18 protein-coding genes, 1 other RNA gene and 1 pseudogene are annotated in these 19,511 nt (G+C 37.1%); 11 read left to right on the top strand and 9 right to left on the bottom strand.

Annotated features, from left to right (window positions below):
- Positions 1-21: 21 nt before the first annotated feature.
- On the bottom strand, positions 22-828 hold the full coding sequence (locus NG655_RS05240) for an SDR family oxidoreductase (RefSeq protein ID WP_252158284.1): 807 nt from the start codon (positions 826-828) through the stop codon (positions 22-24).
- Positions 829-848: 20 nt separating this feature from the next.
- Positions 849-947: signal recognition particle sRNA small type (gene ffs / locus NG655_RS05235), an RNA gene on the bottom strand.
- A gap of 85 nt (positions 948-1,032) precedes the next feature.
- Here ffs and NG655_RS05230 point away from each other — a divergent pair.
- From NG655_RS05230 to NG655_RS05220, 3 genes are all read left to right on the top strand, one after another.
- Positions 1,033-2,055, top strand: coding sequence for a glutaminyl-peptide cyclotransferase (locus tag NG655_RS05230; protein ID WP_252158283.1), 1,023 nt, complete (start codon positions 1,033-1,035; stop codon positions 2,053-2,055).
- 1 nt (position 2,056) lies between these two features.
- Entirely contained in the window at positions 2,057-2,446 is a 390-nt protein-coding gene (locus NG655_RS05225; RefSeq protein ID WP_252158282.1) for an acyl-CoA thioesterase, read from the top strand.
- Between the two features lie 366 nt (positions 2,447-2,812).
- Entirely contained in the window at positions 2,813-4,144 is a 1,332-nt protein-coding gene (locus tag NG655_RS05220) for a hypothetical protein (protein ID WP_252158281.1), read from the top strand.
- A 217-nt stretch (positions 4,145-4,361) separates the two neighbouring features.
- Here the strand turns inward: NG655_RS05220 and glyA are convergent, their stop codons facing one another.
- Entirely contained in the window at positions 4,362-5,636 is a 1,275-nt protein-coding gene (glyA, locus tag NG655_RS05215) for a serine hydroxymethyltransferase (protein ID WP_252158280.1), read from the bottom strand.
- 106 nt (positions 5,637-5,742) lie between these two features.
- Positions 5,743-7,197 carry a carboxypeptidase-like regulatory domain-containing protein gene (locus NG655_RS05210; RefSeq protein ID WP_252158279.1) on the bottom strand — a complete coding sequence of 485 codons (1,455 nt, stop codon included), beginning with the start codon at positions 7,195-7,197 and terminating at the stop codon, positions 5,743-5,745.
- 239 nt (positions 7,198-7,436) lie between these two features.
- Between NG655_RS05210 and smpB the strand changes: the two genes are divergently transcribed.
- Positions 7,437-7,901: an SsrA-binding protein SmpB gene (gene smpB, locus NG655_RS05205; RefSeq protein WP_252158278.1), complete on the top strand. Its 465-nt coding sequence runs from the start codon at positions 7,437-7,439 to the stop codon at positions 7,899-7,901.
- Between the two features lie 6 nt (positions 7,902-7,907).
- Here smpB and NG655_RS05200 read toward each other — a convergent pair whose 3' ends face one another.
- A complete protein-coding gene (locus tag NG655_RS05200) occupies positions 7,908-8,558 on the bottom strand; it encodes a protein-L-isoaspartate(D-aspartate) O-methyltransferase (RefSeq protein ID WP_252158277.1) in 651 nt (216 codons plus the stop codon).
- Between the two features lie 105 nt (positions 8,559-8,663).
- On the opposite strand from NG655_RS05200, the gene NG655_RS05195 reads away from it, so the two are divergent.
- Genes NG655_RS05195 through miaA form a run of 6 tightly spaced genes read left to right on the top strand, consistent with a single transcriptional unit; the run spans position 8,664 to position 14,292 of the window.
- Entirely contained in the window at positions 8,664-9,632 is a 969-nt protein-coding gene (locus NG655_RS05195) for a Gfo/Idh/MocA family protein (RefSeq protein ID WP_252158276.1), read from the top strand.
- 5 nt (positions 9,633-9,637) lie between these two features.
- A complete protein-coding gene (locus NG655_RS05190; RefSeq protein WP_252159089.1) occupies positions 9,638-10,525 on the top strand; it encodes a 3-hydroxyacyl-CoA dehydrogenase family protein in 888 nt (295 codons plus the stop codon).
- A 1-nt stretch (position 10,526) separates the two neighbouring features.
- A complete protein-coding gene (locus tag NG655_RS05185; RefSeq protein WP_252158275.1) occupies positions 10,527-11,183 on the top strand; it encodes a YggS family pyridoxal phosphate-dependent enzyme in 657 nt (218 codons plus the stop codon).
- Between the two features lie 3 nt (positions 11,184-11,186).
- The gene (locus tag NG655_RS05180) at positions 11,187-12,554 is read left to right on the top strand and encodes an exonuclease domain-containing protein (RefSeq protein WP_252158274.1); all 1,368 of its coding nucleotides are present in this window, start codon (positions 11,187-11,189) and stop codon (positions 12,552-12,554) included.
- A gap of 24 nt (positions 12,555-12,578) precedes the next feature.
- Entirely contained in the window at positions 12,579-13,409 is an 831-nt protein-coding gene (locus NG655_RS05175; RefSeq protein ID WP_252158273.1) for an ion transporter, read from the top strand.
- The gene (gene miaA, locus NG655_RS05170; RefSeq protein ID WP_252158272.1) at positions 13,399-14,292 is read left to right on the top strand and encodes a tRNA (adenosine(37)-N6)-dimethylallyltransferase MiaA; all 894 of its coding nucleotides are present in this window, start codon (positions 13,399-13,401) and stop codon (positions 14,290-14,292) included. Before NG655_RS05175 ends, miaA begins: the two co-directional genes overlap by 11 nt.
- Before the next feature lie 4 nt (positions 14,293-14,296).
- On the opposite strand, the gene NG655_RS05165 is transcribed toward miaA, so the two are convergent.
- From NG655_RS05165 to ychF, 4 genes are all read right to left on the bottom strand, one after another.
- Positions 14,297-15,976 carry an AAA family ATPase gene (locus NG655_RS05165; protein ID WP_252158271.1) on the bottom strand — a complete coding sequence of 560 codons (1,680 nt, stop codon included), beginning with the start codon at positions 15,974-15,976 and terminating at the stop codon, positions 14,297-14,299.
- A gap of 195 nt (positions 15,977-16,171) precedes the next feature.
- Complete coding sequence (locus NG655_RS05160) at positions 16,172-17,128, bottom strand: M28 family peptidase (protein ID WP_252158270.1); 957 nt, start codon at positions 17,126-17,128, stop codon at positions 16,172-16,174.
- Positions 17,129-17,169: 41 nt separating this feature from the next.
- The gene (locus tag NG655_RS05155) at positions 17,170-17,484 is read right to left on the bottom strand and encodes a DUF1330 domain-containing protein (RefSeq protein ID WP_252158269.1); all 315 of its coding nucleotides are present in this window, start codon (positions 17,482-17,484) and stop codon (positions 17,170-17,172) included.
- A gap of 19 nt (positions 17,485-17,503) precedes the next feature.
- Positions 17,504-18,598, bottom strand: a complete 1,095-nt coding sequence (ychF, locus tag NG655_RS05150) for a redox-regulated ATPase YchF (RefSeq protein ID WP_252158268.1) — start codon at positions 18,596-18,598, stop codon at positions 17,504-17,506.
- Between the two features lie 190 nt (positions 18,599-18,788).
- Here ychF and NG655_RS05145 point away from each other — a divergent pair.
- Positions 18,789-19,466, top strand: a pseudogene (locus NG655_RS05145) (TonB-dependent receptor plug domain-containing protein); the annotation flags it as partial.
- Positions 19,467-19,511 lie beyond the last annotated feature (45 nt).

Genomic DNA, 19,511 nt, shown 5'->3' with positions numbered 1-19,511 from the left:
ATAAAAGTGTTTTGTTCAAAATTAGAGTTTATAATGGTTCTTTAGAAGTTTTTCGTAAGCTTTTTGTGGTAAAATCTTTTTCAAAGTCAAAGAAAACTTCTGCAACAAAGGACCGACAAGATAGTGTGGTCGTGGTTTTTTTAAATGGATAAGCTCCGCCACCCTATGGGCAATCTCAATAGGATCGTTTCCTCCGTCTACATGAGAATCCATGGTGTCTAAACTTTCTTGATATGCTTTTTGGTACGGAGACCCCTCAATAACAGGAGCATGAAAACGTCTTGAGGCAATATCTGTGGCATAATCACCCGGAGCAAGAGTCATCAGTCGAATTCCTTGTGCTGCAATTTCTAAACGTAGGGCTTCCGAAATAATATTCAATGCCCCTTTTGAGGCGGAATAGGCTCCTCTAAAAGGAAGACCCATATAGCCTGCAATTGAGGTTATGTTTATGATGATTCCGTTGTTGTTTTTTCGCATCAGAGGTAAAACCCCCTGAATCATGGCAAGCGGCCCAAAGAAGTTTGTTTCAAAATTAGCGCGGATAGCATCTAATGAAGTTTCTTCAACAGGACCTGTAATTCCAACGCCAGCGTTATTAATTAGCACGTCTATCTTGGTTTCCTTTTTTTCTAGTTCAATTAACAAAGCCTCAATAGAAGCAGCATCTGTTACATCGAGTGACAATAAGCTAAAAGGAAAATCCTCCGTATATTTTTTTGGGTCTCTACTGGTTCCGTAAACTGTATGACCTAGATTGTGTAAATGAAAAGCAATGGATTTTCCTAAACCTGAAGAAGCGCCGGTAACTAAGACTACGTAACCCATATTTGCGTTTTGTAAAGAAAAAAGGGCAAGCGACCTATATCACACCGCTACGACCATTTACCCTTGCTGCGTTCCCGCCCTGGGGGATTCAACAGGAGCTGGTTGTATAGGACTTGCCCGCTGCAAATATACATTGCAAACTCTTTTTGCACAATCATTTTGTGGTCTAAATTTCATAAACTACTTTTAACTAAATTATTTTTTATGAAATGGATTACTATGCTCCTGACTATCATTGCCCTGAAGAGCTGTGGCAACGAAAATAAGGATCCCAAAATAACCCTAAAGGTCAACCAAAAGACCTTTGTAACCGGAGATACGCTACAACTAAGCCTAAAAAACAAAAAAAATATAGTCCTAGATTCCATTCACTACACCGCTCGTGGTACTCGAATTGAATCTACCCATAGGTTTGAAGAAAATGCAGTTCTTGGCGATGTTCCTATACAGGCTAACCTATTCATTGAGGGGAATAAATACACTCTAAATTCTAATGTGCGCTTACTAAACAAGAATGCGCCGAGTTTATACACTTACACCCTACTAAACGAATTTCCGCACGATAAAGCTGCCTATACCCAGGGATTAGAATTTGATGGTGAAACGCTTTACGAAAGTACCGGGCTAAGAACGAAATCGAGCCTTAGAAAAGTAAATTATAAAACTGGAAAGGTTGAAAAGAAGATCGACTTAGACGCCTCTTATTTTGGAGAAGGACTGACGCTAATAAACGATAAAATAATCCAACTGACATGGCAAAGCAACACCGGTTTTGTGTACAACAAAGAGAATATGGAAATGGAGCGCAGCTTCGTTTACAACCAAAGTAAAGAAGGATGGGGTTTATGTAACGACGGAACCCAGCTGTATAAATCCGACGGATCGGCTAAAATATGGACCCTAGACGCCCAAACCCAAAAGGAGATCTCTTATGTGGAAGCGACCACCAACAAAACTATTGTTACGAAAATTAACGAGCTCGAATGGGTCAACGGATTCATCTACGCCAACACCTACCAAGCTCAGAAAGATGTTGTTGTAATTATTAACCCCAAGAACGGAGCCGTTGAGGGGATTGTGAATTTTGCTGGACTTCGAAAAAAAGTTGAACAAATTCCCAACCTAGACGTACTTAACGGAATTGCATACCACCCGGGGAGAAAAACATTTTTTGTAACCGGTAAAAACTGGAGCAAACTCTTTGAAGTAACCCTCCAAAAGAAATAAGTTGAAAAAATATACCCAAGAAGTTACCGTTACAGAAGCTCATCTAGACGAGTTACAGCACGTCAATAACGTTCAGTACTTACAATGGGTACAAGATATTGCCGGCGCCCATTGGCAAAGTTTAATAGCCAATTCTAAAGAAACCTATGGTCTTTGGATAGTACGCTCCCACCACATCGAATACAAACGCCAAGCAAAACTAGGCGACACCCTTTTAATAGAAACCCACGTAGCCCTTACCGAGGGTTTTTTAAGCGAACGAAAGGTTCTGTTTTACCTAGCAGGAACCAATACCCTTGTAGCTCAGTGCTCCACGCAATGGTGCTACCTAGACCCCGCCTCGCAGAAACTACTTCGAATTCCGCAAAACATAAGGACCTTATTTAGCTAAAATACCTATATTATAAAATACAATTTATAAGTAGTTTTTTAGTACATTTGACTAACAGCACCCAAATCTGTTCTATGTCATGAGAAACCTATGCCCCACCCCTTTATTTATTTTAAATACTGTAATCGATTCGTTGAGAGTGGCTTAAATTTTTATCCCCTTTTTGGGAGTTTGTTTTTATAAATGAAGAGTGACTCAAGGAATTGGGTAATAAATAACTCTTTGGTTGTTTGTTACAAAGCAAAAAGTTCAACAATACATGCCGATTTAGGAAGTATTGTGGAACAAAATAAAAATATAACCGAAATAAACACACTTAAAGGTGTGTATACACAATAGTTGGCAGCAACCTGAAAAATAAACCAAATGTTAGATAAACAAATAATTGACTTCAACGAAAACCTAATCGGACTTCGAGACTTTGTCGAATTAATCGACCCTTTTCTGACCGAAAAACTTGAGGAACACGACCAACATATCCAGCCAATAATATTATCTGCTATGCTCAAAGAGGTTTTGAGTAGTGGAGAAGATATAGAAGAAAAGGACAAGGAAAAGTTTATCGAATTTCAAGAAAAAATAACAAAGGAATTAGATGAAAAATATAAAGAAATTCCCGAGGTTAAGTTTGAGAAAAAAGATGACGATAGCGAAAAAGTAATGGCTATTAAGATTTCAAATTCCAACAGCGAAGTATCGAAACATCTTGATAATGTTAGAAAAAACAGAAAACACATCGAACAACTTTACACCAACTCGTTGATTTCTGCATTGAGTTCAGTGGAATGGTTTTTTTCTCAATTACTTCATTTCTTTTATGATAAACATCCAGAATCAGCAGGAGTTCAAAAAAGAACAATGACTCTAACTGAATTGAAAAGTTTTGGTTCCATAGAAGATGCTGAAAAATATCTCATTGACGTGAAAATTGATGAAATTTTGAGGGGTAATTTTGAAAGTTGGATTAATCTTTTAAAATCTGAATTATCACTTGAGTTAGGTTATCTAACAGATATAAAGGACGAATTAATTGAGGTTTATCAAAGGAGAAACCTTTTTGTCCATAATGGAGGAACTGTAAATTCAATTTATCTTTCAAAAGTTGATAAAAATCAAAGAAAAGGCGTATCAATTAATGACAGGCTAATAGTTGATAGGGATTATTTAGACAATGCTATTTGTAAATTACAGAAGGCTTTCATACTCATTGGGGCAGAATTATGGAAAAAATTGGGACCAGAAGACACAAATAGAGGTGAGATTTTAGGAGCTATTGTATATGAAAATTTGTTACACTCACGTTGGAACATCTGTGAAGGCTTGTGTTACTTTTCACTTAAAGACGCCCAAATTCATCCAGTTGACAAAGTAATAGCACAAATAAACTATTGGTTATGTAAAAAGGAAATTGGAGAATACAAATCAATAGAAACAGACATTATTAAAGCTGATTTTTCTGATAAAAAAGAGATTTTCCAATTAGGTTTATTTGCCTTAAGAGGAGAGACTGAAAAAGTTCTTGATATTTTACCTGTAGTACTTGATACAAATCAAACGAACATTGAACGATTAGAGGAGTTTCCAATTTTAAGAGAGTTTAGAGAAACTGAAGAGTATAAAAACTTTAAAAAGGAATCAAAGTTTTTTAAAGAGAAAAATAAAGAAGTAGTAACACCTGTAAAAGTTGAAAAAGAATAAAGGCAGCTGCCAACATTGTATAAAAATAATAGCGGTTTAATCGCTGAAATCAAAGCAAGTAAATATATAAAAGTCTGTGTTTAACCGAAAAGTAAGTACGTAAAAATCCGCTACTATTCTTATACGAGACCGTTACACAACCACAAACACCCCTCCAACCAAAAAACCCTCTACTCCGGGAGTAAAGGGTTTTTCACACATTATATAATTCTAAATTCTAAGCGTTGAACAGCGCTCTTCCTTTCATTAGTTCATTCACTTCATGACCAACTGCGGTGAGCACAGCTTCGTCTTGCGGCGCTTGGATTACGCGATCGATGAATCCAACAATCGTTTCCATATCGGCTTCGTTCAGTCCACGAGTGGTAATAGCTGCTGTACCTACACGAATCCCAGAAGTAACAAAGGGTGACTTATCGTCGAATGGAACCATGTTTTTGTTGGCTGTAATTTCAGCTTTTACAAGGGCTAATTCGGCATCTTTCCCAGTAATGTTTTTGTTGCGGAGGTCGATCAACATCATGTGGTTGTCAGTACCACCCGAAATTAACTTATAACCGCGGCTTACAAAAGCGGCAGCCATGGCAGCAGCATTCTTCTGTACACGGTGCATATAGTCTTTGTAGCTCGGTTGTAAACATTCCCCAAAGGCAATTGCTTTAGCAGCAATAACATGCTCTAGAGGTCCCCCTTGGTTCCCAGGGAATACCGCCATGTCTAATAAGTGAGACATTTTTCGAACAGTTCCGTTTTTAAGGGTAATTCCGAATGGGTTATCGAAGTCCTCCCCCATGAGGATCAATCCACCACGAGGCCCACGAAGGGTTTTGTGGGTAGTGGTTGTTACCACGTGACAGTGAGGAATTGGGTTACTTAAAATTCCCGTAGCAATTAACCCAGAAGGGTGTGAAATATCGGCGAGTAAAAAAGCACCTACTTCATCTGCGATTTTTCTAAACTTAGCAAAGTCAATATCACGAGAATAGGCAGAAGCCCCAGCAATAATCATTTTAGGTTGCACTTCTTTAGCGATCTCAAGGATGTTATCGTAGTCTAAACGACCCGTTTCTTCTTGTACCCCATAGAAATGTGGCTTGTACAAACGTCCCGAAAAGTTAACCGGAGATCCGTGCGTTAGGTGTCCACCATGCGAAAGGTCAAACCCAAGGATGCTATCTCCTGGCTTAATAAAAGCATGAAAAACAGCAGTATTAGCCTGAGATCCAGAGTGCGGTTGAACGTTCGCGTAGGCAGCTCCAAAAAGCTCCTTAGCGCGGTCGATTGCCAATTGCTCAACTTTGTCTACCACTTCACAACCTCCATAGTAACGTTTACCTGGATATCCTTCGGCATATTTGTTAGTTAAAACAGAACCAGTAGCCTCCATTACAGCAGGACTGGTAAAATTCTCGGAAGCAATTAGTTCAACTCCATTCAGCTGTCTAGCCTCTTCTTCATTAATCAGGTCAAAAACAATAGTGTCTCTTTGCATAGTGTAAAATTAGGGTACAAAAATACACAATTGAAGCGTTATTTTATAATTGAAATATACTTTTCAAGAAAACTTATTAAGGAAGCAATTAACAACGGGATAAAATCTAAAATTCTTCCCAGAAATTGGTTGTAAAAGTATCGTAATACTTAGGCAGAACTTCGTTTTTCTCTTCCATTGCCTCGAAGGTCGCTTCATCGATAGGCTCGTAATCGAACACGCGAAGCTCGTATTGAGACTGAGAAGAAACAGCAAAGTCCAATCGCATCGAAACTTGATTCTGCTTCCTCCTCCCCTTTACAAACTTGTTTTTCTCGATGAATTTTAGGGGGCGGTCTAAAGAAAAAACAGAACCTTTTTTAATCTGTAAATAGGTCAGCGTGTATTGGTTGTTCTTGTTTTTAGAGAACATCATGCGTCCTTCTTTTTGGTTTTGATCAATGGTTACTCCCAATAACTTCAGCTTAAAAAGGGATTTTACATTCTTAAAATCCAAGCGGGTAACCCCAAAATCCTCAGAATTAATGTGGAGGGTTCCTTCAAAATCTTCGCGCCCTTTGGGTCGATAGCGGATGATATAGTTTAGGTCATTACCCTCGAGGGTTAATTCAGGTTCAGAGAACGTATAGCGGTTGGGTTTATCGAGTACATTTAAATCGGAATTATCAGCGAAGAACAACTCGGAATAAAGACCAGCAATATTTTTTTTTCGGTATTTAGCAAAGTTCTCTTGCTCTTCTAACTTCCGTGCGGCTTCTTTCTTTTCAAATTCTTTAAGCTGATTCAAATCGGTACTGTCCGCTTCTTCTAGTCCCGTGATATCCATATCCCCACCAAAGAAAAAACCTGATTTTACCTTAAAATACGAATTGGGTTTGAGGTTTTCTTTTAAAATATCGCCCAGCCCTTCTTGTAAAGATTCGTACAATTCGTCCCCCTTATCGTAGGTCTGACGGGCTTTTATTAAATTAATTTTTTGGTTGTCTTCTTCAAAATTCCCTGCATAATAGGCCAGAGTTTCTGTAGTATATTTGTTTGTTCTGGGCATATACTGTAAAAAACTATCGACTAAGGCACGGTTGAGTTCTACAATTGATGATTTGTATTTGTCGATGTTCACTCGGGTGATGTTCTGGGAATACACACTTTTATGAAACAGACGTTTTTTGCTGTAATCAGTAGAATAATTTTGCTCCAAGCGGTCTTTTGCCAGGGACAATATCTTTTCAGTGGTATAATTCTTATTGGTTAAAATAACATTGTCTAAAGCAATTGCTTCGGGCATAACATAAAGAATGCTGTCTTTGAGCTCTTTTAAGTCTACCGCAAGCCGATCGTATCCCATGGAAGAAACAAAGAGCGAGTCGTTTATTAGAACTTGCTCCGGAACCAACTCAAAATATCCCGCTTCATCGGTTATTAATCCTCTGTTATTAGAAAAATGAACCGTTGCATACGGAATGGGTTTCGAGCTTAAAGTATCTACTACTTGAATTTGCTTCGACTGCGCATTGGAAACAAAAAAGGTTAGGAATAGTAAGAAGGAAGGGTTGAATCTCATGGGCTTATTTTATGTAAAAATAAGAATTCAAGGGATTGGATTGCTGCTTTTTCTTAAATTAAATGTTGTGTGTTGCGGTTTCTGTCCAGAACAAGATTTTTTTTAAAAAAATTGATTTGGGCTTTTTGGTTCCCATTTAAATGAAGATGCATTTAAAAAGACGAAACACAAGAAGATAAACGGGATTATTAAAAATATACTCTTTAAAAACTAAAAGAATAAAGTTACCTTTGTTGTCCATGTTACAAAAGAAAATTAACATACAAAACAAGAAGGCACGGTTCGAATATGAGATCATCGATCAATATACTGCTGGAATTGTTTTAACAGGAACCGAGATTAAGTCCATTCGCGAAAGCAAGGCTTCCATTACGGAGAGTTTTTGTGAATTTAATGAACGTGGAGAGTTGTTTGCTGTAAACATGTACATCGAGGAATATTTGTACGGAACGCATTACAACCACAAACCCCGATCTACCAGAAAACTTTTACTGAACAAAAAAGAGTTGAAAAAACTCAATAAAGAAGTACGTAATGTGGGACTAACGATTGTTCCGCTACGCTTGTTTTTATCCGATAAGGGCTATGCCAAAATGCTAATCGCGCTTGCTCGCGGAAAGAAAATACACGATAAACGAGATGTGATTAAAGATCGTGATAACAAAAGAACCTTGGATCGTGTGAAAAAGGAATTCAAGAAATAAAATCTCCTAGTTTTTATCTTTCAACATCGGAACAAACTTAAATGTCCCGAAGGTTTCCTTATCAAATTCTTTTTCTGAAATACGTGTAAATCGGGTCATAATTTGTTCTTCGATTCCAATCGGAATTACCAAACGTCCGCCAACGGCAAGCTGTTGTAACAACGGTTTTGGCACAGAAGGAGCCCCAGCGGTAACAACAATGGACTTAAAGGGAGCCTCGTTTGGAAGTCCCAAATAACCATCTCCAAAGATTACTTTCTTTGGGTATAAATTAAGTTTTGTAAATAAGCGTTTGGTTTTCTTAAAAAGTTCCTGCTGCCGTTCTATGGTATATACTTTTACGCCTAAAGCTAATAAAACTGCGGTTTGATAGCCCGATCCTGTTCCTATTTCTAACACCTTATCCCCCGATTTTACTTCTAAAAGTTGCGATTGAAATGCTACGGTATAGGGATGAGAGATGGTCTGGTCTGCAGCAATCGGAAATGCTTTGTTATCGTAGGCGTGAGTCGCTAACCCGGGATCCATAAACCAATGTCGTGGCACCTGTAACATGGCTTCTAAAACTGCAGAATCCGAAATGCCCATTGCAGCCAAACGTTCTATTAATAGTTTTCGTTGACCTTGATGTTTGGCAGAGTCCAAAGGTGTATTCATGGCTTCAAAAATAAACAATAAATTGGCTTTTATTAAAAACTTTAAAGGGAAATTAATTCTTAAAATGTACCTTTGAGGAGCTATCAATTTTATGACTATCAAAGAATGAAAAAACTACAAGCAGGAGTTTTAGGCGCAGGACACTTAGGGAAAATTCACCTCAGACTTTTAGAACAATCTGAAAGCTATGATTTAGTTGGTTTTTATGATCCCGATAAAAACGCTGCTGCTGCCTTAGCTGAGAAAGAAGGTTATACCGCTTTTGACTCGATCGAAGAATTAATTGCTGCAGTTGAAGTGGTCGATATTGTAACTCCCACGGTTGTTCATCATGAAATGGCGCTGCAGTGTTTAGCTGCAGGGAAACATGTTTTTATCGAAAAACCCATTACGCAAACGGTGGCCCAAGCTGAAGAAATTGTAGCCCTAGCAAACGAAAAAGGACTGAAAGGTCAAGTAGGTCACGTTGAACGTTTCAATCCCGCATTTAAAGCGATTAAAAGCCACATAGAGAACCCCATGTTCATTGAAGCACACAGGCTTGCAGAATTTAATCCCAGAGGAACCGATGTTCCTGTTATCTTGGATTTAATGATTCATGATATTGATGTGATTCTTAGCGTTGTAAATTCTAAAGTAAAAAACGTAAGTGGATCTGGAGTTTCTGTCATCAGTGAAACCCCTGATATTGCGAACGCTCGTATAGAATTCGAAAACGGTTGCGTGGCTAACTTAACAGCAAGCAGAATATCGCTTAAGAACATGCGCAAGACTCGTTTCTTCCAGAAAGATGCTTATATAGCAGTCGATTTCCTGACCAAAAAAGTCGAAGTAGTTAAAATGAAAGACGCTCCCAAAGAGCCCGGAGAATTTGATCTAATCCTTCAAAATGCAGAAGGAGTCAAAAAACAAATCTATTTTGAACCCCCAACCATTGAGGAGTCGAATGCAATTTTAGAAGAACTAGACACTTTTGCTGATTCTATAAATAACAATACCGAACCCATAGTAACTTTGGGTCACGCTACGGAAGCCCTTCGAGTTGCTCATCAAATAATTAGTTGCTTTAAATAATGAATATAAAAAACATAACAGTCGTTGGTTGCGGAACCATGGGGAATGGAATTGCACATTGTTTTGCTCAAAATAACTTTGAAGTTCATTTGGTTGATATTTCTGAGGAAAACCTTAAAAAAGCACGGGCTGTAATTGAAAAAAATTTAGAACGTCAGATTGCACGTTCCATCATTGGTGCTGAAGATAAACCAGAAATACTAGGTAGAATCAAAACGACAACAAACTTAGATGCTGCCGTTAAAGGATCCGATTTAGTTGTAGAAGCAGCCTCAGAAAATAGTAGTGTTAAGGAATCCCTATTCAAGCAAATCGATGCTGTAGCTCCAGAACACTGTATATTAGCATCGAACACCTCTTCGATTTCGATTACCAAATTAGCGTCTTATACGAAAAGACCCGAAAAGGTAATTGGTATGCATTTTATGAATCCAGTACCTGTGGTTCGTTTGATTGAAGTAATTTCTGGGTTCAAAACCTCTGAAGAAACCCTGAATGTTATTTCAGATCTTTCAAGAGAAATAGATAAAGTCCCGCTTCCTGCAAAAGACTATCCAGGTTTTGTAGCAAACAGAATCTTACTTCCGATGATTAATGAAGCGATCGAAACCTTATTTCAAGGAATTGGTGGCGTTTCTGAAATTGATCAAATGATGAAATTAGGAATGGGACATCCAATGGGACCTCTTCAATTAGCAGATTTTATTGGACTTGATGTTTGTTTATCTGTTCTTGAAGTTCTGCATGAGGGCTTTGGGAATCCAAAATATGCTCCCACTCCCCTGTTAATCAATATGGTTCAAGCTGGAAATTTAGGCGTAAAATCTGGAGTTGGATTTTATGACTACCGAGCAGACCGCAAAAATCCAACGGTAGCAGCTCAATTTATCTAAGATGGAAATTCAAAAACAAATTAAAGAACTTCTGAGTACACTCCCAGAAAACGTAAGCCTTGTAGCGGTTTCTAAGACAAAACCAAACGAAGACCTCGAAGCCGCTTACGAAGCGGGTCAACGTATATTTGGAGAAAATAAAATTCAGGAAATGACCCAAAAATGGGAAAGCCTGCCTAAAGATATTGAGTGGCACATGATTGGGCATGTACAAACCAATAAGGTGAAATATATGGCGCCTTATGTTGCGCTTATTCATGGGGTTGATCGCTACAAACTTTTGAAAGAAATAAATAAGCAGGCCGCAAAAAACAAGAGAGTAATCGACTGTTTACTTCAAATGCATATTGCCCAAGAGGATACTAAATTCGGGTTTAACAGAGCTGAATTAGAGGCGGTTATTTTAGATTTAAAAACAAACCCACTCCCAAATATTCGCATAACAGGACTTATGGGAATGGCAACGTTTACAAACAACGAAGATCAAATTCGCTCGGAGTTTAAAAGTTTAAAAAACACCTCAGATTGGTTGCAAAATCACCTACAAGATGCAAAGACCGTATCTATAGGAATGAGTGGAGATTATAAAATTGCGATTGAAGAAGGCAGCACAATGATTCGAGTTGGGAGTAAAATATTTGGATCTAGAAACTATTAAGAAATGTACGCAATTCTAGATATTGAAACCACTGGTGGAAAGTTTAACGAGGAAGGAATTACCGAAATTGCAATTTATAGGTATGATGGTCAAAAAGTAGTTGATCAGCTTTCTAGTCTTGTAAATCCACTCCGAGAAATTCAACCGTTTGTTGAGCGTCTGACCGGGATTAACAGTAAAATGCTGGTTAATGCTCCGAAATTTTTTGAATTAGCCAAGCGCATTGTGGAAATAACGGAAGGCTGCGTGCTAGTCGCTCATAATGCAGAATTTGATTATCGAATTCTACAAACAGAATTCAGAAGACTTGGCTTTGCATTTGAAAGTAAATCACTCTGCACGGTTGCACTCTCACAAAAACTCTTGCCAGAGGCAGAATCCTACAAACTAGGGAACTTAGTTCGTTCTTTAGGAATTCCCATCACGGACCGTCACCGCGCGCATGGTGATGCTTTGGCAACGCTTGAGTTGTTTAAGCTACTCTTAGAAAAAGATAGTGAAAAAGAAATCATAAGCACCTATGTTAAAGAACTTAACAAAAATAAAGTACCTGTAAAATTCTTAAACGTAATAGAAGAACTTCCTTCCGAAATTGGAGTGTATTACATTCATGATTCAGAGGGAAATATCATTTATATTGGTAAAAGTAAAAACATTAAAAAACGTGTTCTCAATCACCTAACGGGCAGCAATTCTAAAGCGGTTAAAATTCAAAAGAAACTAGCACGTGTATCCTATGAACTCTGTGGAAATGAATGCATAGCACTTCTAAAAGAGCAACACGAAATTAAGAGTAATCAGCCCGTTTTGAATCATGCGCTTAAATTCAGATCCTTTGCCATGGGGATTCGATTGGATACAACTACACCGTACTACAGGCTTATTATTGAACCTGTTATTCATGAAGACGAATATCTGGATGTTTTTAAAAACAAAAAAGATGCAAATCGGAAGCTTCGAAAGTGGATTGAGGAATTTACGCTTTGCGAAAGTCAAACCTCATTAGGTAATCCAAATAAAGCCTGTTTTGGACATGGTCTTAAAGAATGTAACGGGGCTTGTGTAGGCGATGAATCCACTTCAACTTACAATAAGCGGGTACTCAAAATCCATGAAAGCCTTCAATATCCTCACAAAAACATGCTTTTGATTGACAAAGGAAATGGAAACGGTGAAAAGAGTTTTGTTTATATAAAAGATGCTGTATTTCAAGGGTATGGATACTTTAAATTAAACCATCAGATTAAAACAATAAAGGCGATAGAAACACGATTGACCCCAATTGAAAACAACAGAGACACTCAAGCTTTGGTTCGTAGCTTCATCAGAAGAAAGAAATATAAAAAAATCATTGATTTAGATGCAGTGTAAAATTTCTTAACTTAGTACATATATATGAATTCTAAGAAAATACCCTACTGGAAACACCGTTTACATGAAATTGTTTACGAAGCGGATACTAAAGCCGGAAGACGTTTTGACTTAATACTCTTGGTTCTTATTATTCTCAGTGTCGTATTAGTAATTTTAGAGAGTGTTCCTGAGATACACAATGAATACGATGCGTTATTCGATGCATTAGAATGGATCATAACCGGTCTTTTTACGTTAGAATATATAACACGACTCATCGCCATTAAAAAGCCGCTAAGTTATGTTTTTAGTTTTTATGGCATCATCGATTTATTATCAACTATACCCAAGTATATTTCTTTATTCCTAGTAGGAACAGAATCTCTAATAGCCTTACGAGCTCTAAGGTTATTACGTGTTTTTAGAATTTTAAAAATTACCCGATACATTGGAGAGTCTAATTTTTTGATTAAGGCATTATACGCGAGTCGGGCCAAAATATCGGTCTTCTTATTTGCAGTATTCATTCTCTGTATCATTTTTGGAACTTTAATGTATTTAATCGAGGGAGAAGTAAATGGGTTTACGAGTATTCCTAGAAGTATTTATTGGGCCATTGTAACCATGACAACCGTTGGTTATGGAGATATTGCTCCACAAACTCCTTTAGGACAACTTCTAGCTTCTTTCATCATGATTATGGGTTACGGAATCATAGCAGTACCCACAGGAATAGTGTCTTCAGAAATTACAGCCCAGTCCAATCAAGTCGATACCAATACACAAGCATGTTTGCAGTGTAATAACGAAAATCATAAAGATGGAGCTGTTTTTTGTCATGCATGCGGAACTACATTAAACGATGAATTCTAAAAGACTTCTTTATGTTGCGGGCCCTACTGCTTCGGGCAAGACAGCGCTTGCTATTGCATTAGCTCAAAAATTTAAAACAGAAATCATCTCCTGTGACTCCCGACAGTTTTATAAAGAAATGACCATCGGAACTGCAGTACCGGAAACCAATGAATTATCTGCTGTTCCTCATCATTTTATACAACAACTAAGTATTCACGAACCTTATAGTGTTGGAGCTTTCCAAAGAGAAGCTTTAGCTGTTTTAAAAAGATTATTTAAAACTAAAGATACCGTTATTTTAGTTGGAGGTTCAGGAATGTATGCTGATGCTCTGATTGAAGGGTTGGACGTATTTCCTGATGTAAATCCACAAATCCGAATAGGTTTGAAGGAGCAGCTTGAAAAAGAAGGACTGGACAAATTAGCAGAGAAATTAAAAGAATTAGATCCTGGATACCATCAAAAAGTAGATTTAGGCAATCCCCAACGTATAATTCGAGCTCTAGAGGTTAGTATAGCTAGTGGTTTGCCCTACTCCTCTTTCTTAGGAAATAAAAAAGCACCTGATTTTTTTACCACAAAAAAAATTGTAATTCAATGGGAGCGTCAAAGTCTGTATGATCGCATCAATAAACGTGTAGATTTCATGGTGGATGCAGGTCTTGAAGAAGAGGTGCGAAATCTTTACACATACAGAGAAATCAATGCTTTACAAACAGTTGGTTACCGAGAATGGTTTTCTTATTTTGATGGAGCTTTCGATAGAACTACTGCGATAGAAGAAATTAAAAAAAATACAAGACGGTATGCCAAACGACAAACTACTTGGTTTAAACGGTATACTGATGCTGTTCTTGTTCAGGGAAATTCTGAGATTAGCTCAATTCTTAAAGAATTTTAACCTGCTAGTTATCCATAAAAGCAACTGCTAGTTTTAGGTCATCATAGCTGATGGTTCCCCCTAAACGTCTATGAACAGAAGTCAAACTGATGGGAGCATTTTTCGGCTCTTTGTCATAAGCTAATTTTACCTTTTTAATTAAGGATGCTTTAGGTCGGTAATAACTTAAATCTACGGAAGGGTTGTCTTTTCTTATTTTGATTAAGTGACCCGATATGGTTCCCAGCGTAAGGCCTCTAATCTCGGCTATTTTCTCAAGGCTTACTTGTTGTTTCAAGTGCATGAGGGTTACTTCATAAGTAGGCTGTTTACCTTCACTTTTTGCTTTTAGTTTATTCTTCTGCTTGGTGATTTCTTTTTTATTGATCAAACCACCGCTATTACGAATAAACGTTTTTGATAAAAGATCCAACTCCTCTAAATTAAAAGCATTGTCTGCATCTTGAGATAGTTCTTGAAAACGTAAATCTGCTTTGTATGCAAGGGAATCAACCTCTAGAGCTGTTTTATTCAACCCCTTAAGATTCAAGCTCTCTAGCTTTTTTAATCTTGATAAGGCTACATATCCTTGACCCATTTCAAAGGTTTTAGAGAGATCAATTTCTGCTGAGTCAAGGGTCATTCCTTGGCATTTGTGAATGGTAATCGCCCAAGCCAAACGCAATGGAATTTGATTGTAATTAGCCAATGTTTTTCCAGTATCGTCCATAATGCTCCAATCCTCCTTGGCTGCATAAATAGTTCGTCCATCCAGTAACTTCACAGAAGGAATTCCTTCGTCATTAAAGCCAATTACTGTACCCAGAGACCCGTTTACATATCGTTTGTCTTTATCATTCTTTACAAACATAACTTTTGCTCCTACTTTAAAAGTAAGCTCCTCTCCTGCCAATACAGATTTCTTAAGTGTCTCTATCAGTAATTTATTTCCTTTTGTTTCTGCTACATATTTCTTAGAAACACCCGATAGTTTAGATAAATGTTCTTTGTTTATACGATCGACATCTACATTATGGGTGTATAATTTTGTGGGCTCAACATCAGATTTTAGTTTGTTATCCGATGACTTTAGAAGTTTATCATAATTTTCATTTGAAATACAACCCCTTCTAATTTCATTTAAAATTAAATTGAGATCATTATCATTCTGCCGGTATTGCTCTGTCAAGTAACAAACTGACATACTAGCATTTACCCATGCCTGTGACATAAATGCAAATTTTTCTTTGCTTGTTTCCCCAGGACTACCAATAGGCGGAAGCTGAAAAAAGTCTCCACACAAGACTACTTGTACTCCTCCAAAAGAAAGAAGAGGATCTTGAAAATATCGAAGTACTTGATCAACTGCATTGAGCTGATTTAAATGCAACATGGATATTTCATCAATGATTAGAACTTTAACCTTTTCTAAATGGGTCTTCAGGTATTTCTTGGTTTTCATATTAGCCAAATCTCTTTGGGTAACAGATTCTTTAATACCAATTCCCGACCAGGAGTGGATCGTCATACCATTCATATGGGTAGCAGCAATTCCGGTAGATGCGGTTACGGCAACAATAATTTTTCGTTCTTTTAAAAACCTAATGTACTGGTTAAGAACAAAGGTTTTACCAGTCCCTGCAGAACCTGTTAAAAAAACATTTTTTCCAGATTTTAATAGTGCTAAGGCTTTTTCTTGTTGCATATTGTGAATGTATTAAAATAGAGATACATTTCTATAAAAATTGAATGAATATTTATGTTTAAAACAATACTTATATTCAAATATCCAAATGAAGTTCAACTCTTAAATTCAAATAAAGAAATACAACACTAAAATCTTAATGAGTCTTAAAAACTATTAAAATGAGTAATAGGTAAAATAATCAATATCAATTAATTACTTTCTTCTTCCCTCTCCTTCTTTTAGGACTACTCTAGAGGGGGTATCCACTCCATTAATAATCGTATGGGTTCCTAGAGCTATTGCACGAATAGTTTCTGTGATTATTTCCATATCGAGAGTATCTGCTTCATCAGAAACCTTGTGATAATGCTTATCTACATCGATAGGTACCGTAGAAAAGGTATGTGATGGAATCCCTAAACGGGCCAAACTAGCGTTGTCTGATCTAAAAAACAAGCGTTGCGTTGGATACGGATCTGGAAACAACTGATACCCTGTTCCTTTTAAGTTTTTTTGGATGATAGTCCCAAAGTCAGAACGATCAAAACCCGTTAACCAAGCTGTTTTTGGACCATAACTAGAATTTTTACCAATCATTTCGATGTTGATACCAGCTATGAATTGTGCTGCATTTACATCTTTTCCGAAATGTCTAGAGCCCAATAAACCCATTTCTTCCCCAGTAAAAGCTACGAATATTAAAGTACGTTCGTTATTTCCTAGTGCAGTAAAATATTCCGCTAGAGCTAGAACAGCAGTTGTTCCAGATGCGTCGTCATCTGCTCCATTGTAAATTAAATCCCCCGTTCCCTCTTCTTTTACACCTAAATGATCGTAATGTGCAGAAACAACAACATATTCATCTTTTCTACTCTTCCCCTCCAATACGCCAATGACATTGAACATTTCAATATCTCGAGCAATGAAATTCTGACGATAGCTCGATAAATTATTGTATTTGGTTAGGCCTATTCTCTCGAATTCTGATTCAATATATTGAGCTGCTTTCTCAATCCCGGGAGTTCCAGTTTTTCTTCCTTCCATAGCATCAGAAGCTAGGGTATACAAGTGTTTTTTTACAGTTTCTGTTTTTATAGTCCCTGTGCTTTCTTGTGAAACAACAAGCTGAAAGCTGATGAAAAATAAAATAAAAAGAGAAGTGTTTTTCATGAGATATGTTTTAAATGATTGGATTTTAAAATAGAACTAATTTACTCCATGCTTAATTCTCCTGGAATAAGAACAGCATGTGCTCCATCGGTTAATTCGTTTACTCGAAGTTCCATTAAAGGAGCGTATTCTTTGGAAGTAATGAAACCATAGGCCAGATCTTTGGTGGGGAACTTCATGAGTACAGTCCAATTACCAAAAGTGATCCCTTCAAGGGTTCTAGCATTTTTAGTTGCTGCTAGTAAGGATCCTTTATATTTTTCTAGAATGGGTAAAAAAGGAGCACCATATTGAGAAAAATAATCTTCATGATTCTTAACAGCCATTTGTCCAAAAATATAAACGGAGGATTCCATTAATTGATTGATTTAGAGGTTATACATTAAATCGGAAATGCATTACATCTCCATCAACCACAAGATACTCTTTTCCTTCAACACGCATTCTTCCAGCCTCTTTTACTTTAGCTTCAGTTTCATGTTGAACATAATCTTCATAAGAAATAACTTCAGCACGTATAAACCCTTTTTCAAAATCGGTATGAATTACACCAGCTGCTTGTGGAGCGGTAGATCCAATGTTAATGGTCCAAGCACGGACTTCTTTAACTCCAGCTGTAAAATAGGTTTGTTGTTTTAGCAGTTGGTAAGCCTTACGAATAAGTTTTGCTGCTCCAGGTTCTTCTAAACCTAAATCGTCCAAAAAGAGTTTACGCTCTTCATAGGTTTCTAATTCATTAATATCAGCTTCCACACTAATTGCTAAAATCAAGACTTCTGCTTGTTCATCAGCAATTAATTCTTTTACTTGTTCTACATATGCATTACCAGATGCCGCTGCTTCCTCTGAAACATTACAAACGTACAAAACAGGTTTGTCTGTAATAAGCTCAAGAGTGCTTATAATTTCTTCTCGTTCTTTTTCTGTAAAATCGAGAGAGCGAACATTTTTAGATTGCTCTAAACCTTCTTTAATTCTATTTAAAACTGCTTGAAGTTTTTGGGCTTCTTTATCTCCTGTTCGAGCAGCACGATTAACTTTTTCGAGTCTCTTTTCGATTGTTTCAAGATCTTTTAATTGAAGTTCAATATCGATGATTTCTTTATCACGAATTGGATCAACAGAACCTTCCACATGAATGATGTTATCGTTATCAAAACATCTCAACACATGTATAATAGCGTCTGTTTCTCTGATATTGGCTAAAAACTGATTCCCAAGCCCTTCCCCTTTACTCGCTCCTTTGACTAGTCCTGCGATATCTACGATCTCAACAGTTGCCGGAATTACTTTTTCAGGGTTTACAAGCTCTGATAACTTCTCTAAACGAGGATCCGGAACATTTACTACTCCTATGTTAGGTTCAATAGTACAAAAAGGAAAATTTGCACTCTGTGCCTTTGCATTTGATAAACAATTAAAAAGGGTTGATTTACCTACGTTAGGTAATCCGACGATTCCTGCTTTCATTTAGAATATTTTTTTGCGAATATACAATCTCTATTTTCTGCCTAATATATAATTGATAAAAAAATTAAGGTTTAATGACACATCTTAAAATCTAAAAAACAAAAATATATATTTTAATACATGAAATACAACTCTTATATGGGTTATTTTTCGTTTATTAGATGGATTAATTTTAACCTTAAATCTTATTATGAAAAAAACTATTCTAAGCCTTTTACTTCTTTGTAGCATTAGCTTTGCTTTTGCACAAACTACAGTATCGGGTATTGTAAAAGACAACAACGGGGATGCTGTTCCTAGAGCAAACATTGTTGAAAAAGGCACCACCAATGGTACGGTTACTGATTTTAATGGAAGTTACACCATTGAAGTTACTGCAAACTCAAAACTGTTATTCAGTTATGTTGGATATGGAACAATAGAAGTTTCAGTTAATGGTCAAGACACACTTGATGTTGTTTTATCAGAAAGTCAATCCTTAAGTGAAGTAGTATTAACAGGAAGCAGAACTGCTCCTCGAAGTAATGTCGACACTGCTTTACCCATTGATGTAGTTTCGTCAAAAGACTTAGTATCAACAGGTCAAGCTACTTTCGATAAGGCGCTTCAGTACAAGATACCATCATTTAACACGGTTCAAACTCCTGTAAACGATGCGACTTCATTACTAGACCCTTATGAAATTAGAAACATGGGACCTTCCAGAACGTTAATTCTTATCAACGGAAAACGTAAAAATCTTAGTGCTTTACTCTATACACAAACCTCTCCGGGTCGTGGTGAAACTGGTGCAGATATTTCTGCGATTCCTACTGACGCTATCAAGCGTGTAGAGATTTTACGTGATGGTGCGTCTGCACAATACGGGTTATCACTTCAGTCAATTAGGAACTATGTTTAACTTATCTCTTAA

This window comes from Candidatus Arcticimaribacter forsetii, from assembly GCF_910589745.1.
Lineage (GTDB): Bacteria > Bacteroidota > Bacteroidia > Flavobacteriales > Flavobacteriaceae > Arcticimaribacter > Arcticimaribacter forsetii.
This window is presented reverse-complemented; position numbering and strand designations above follow the sequence as displayed.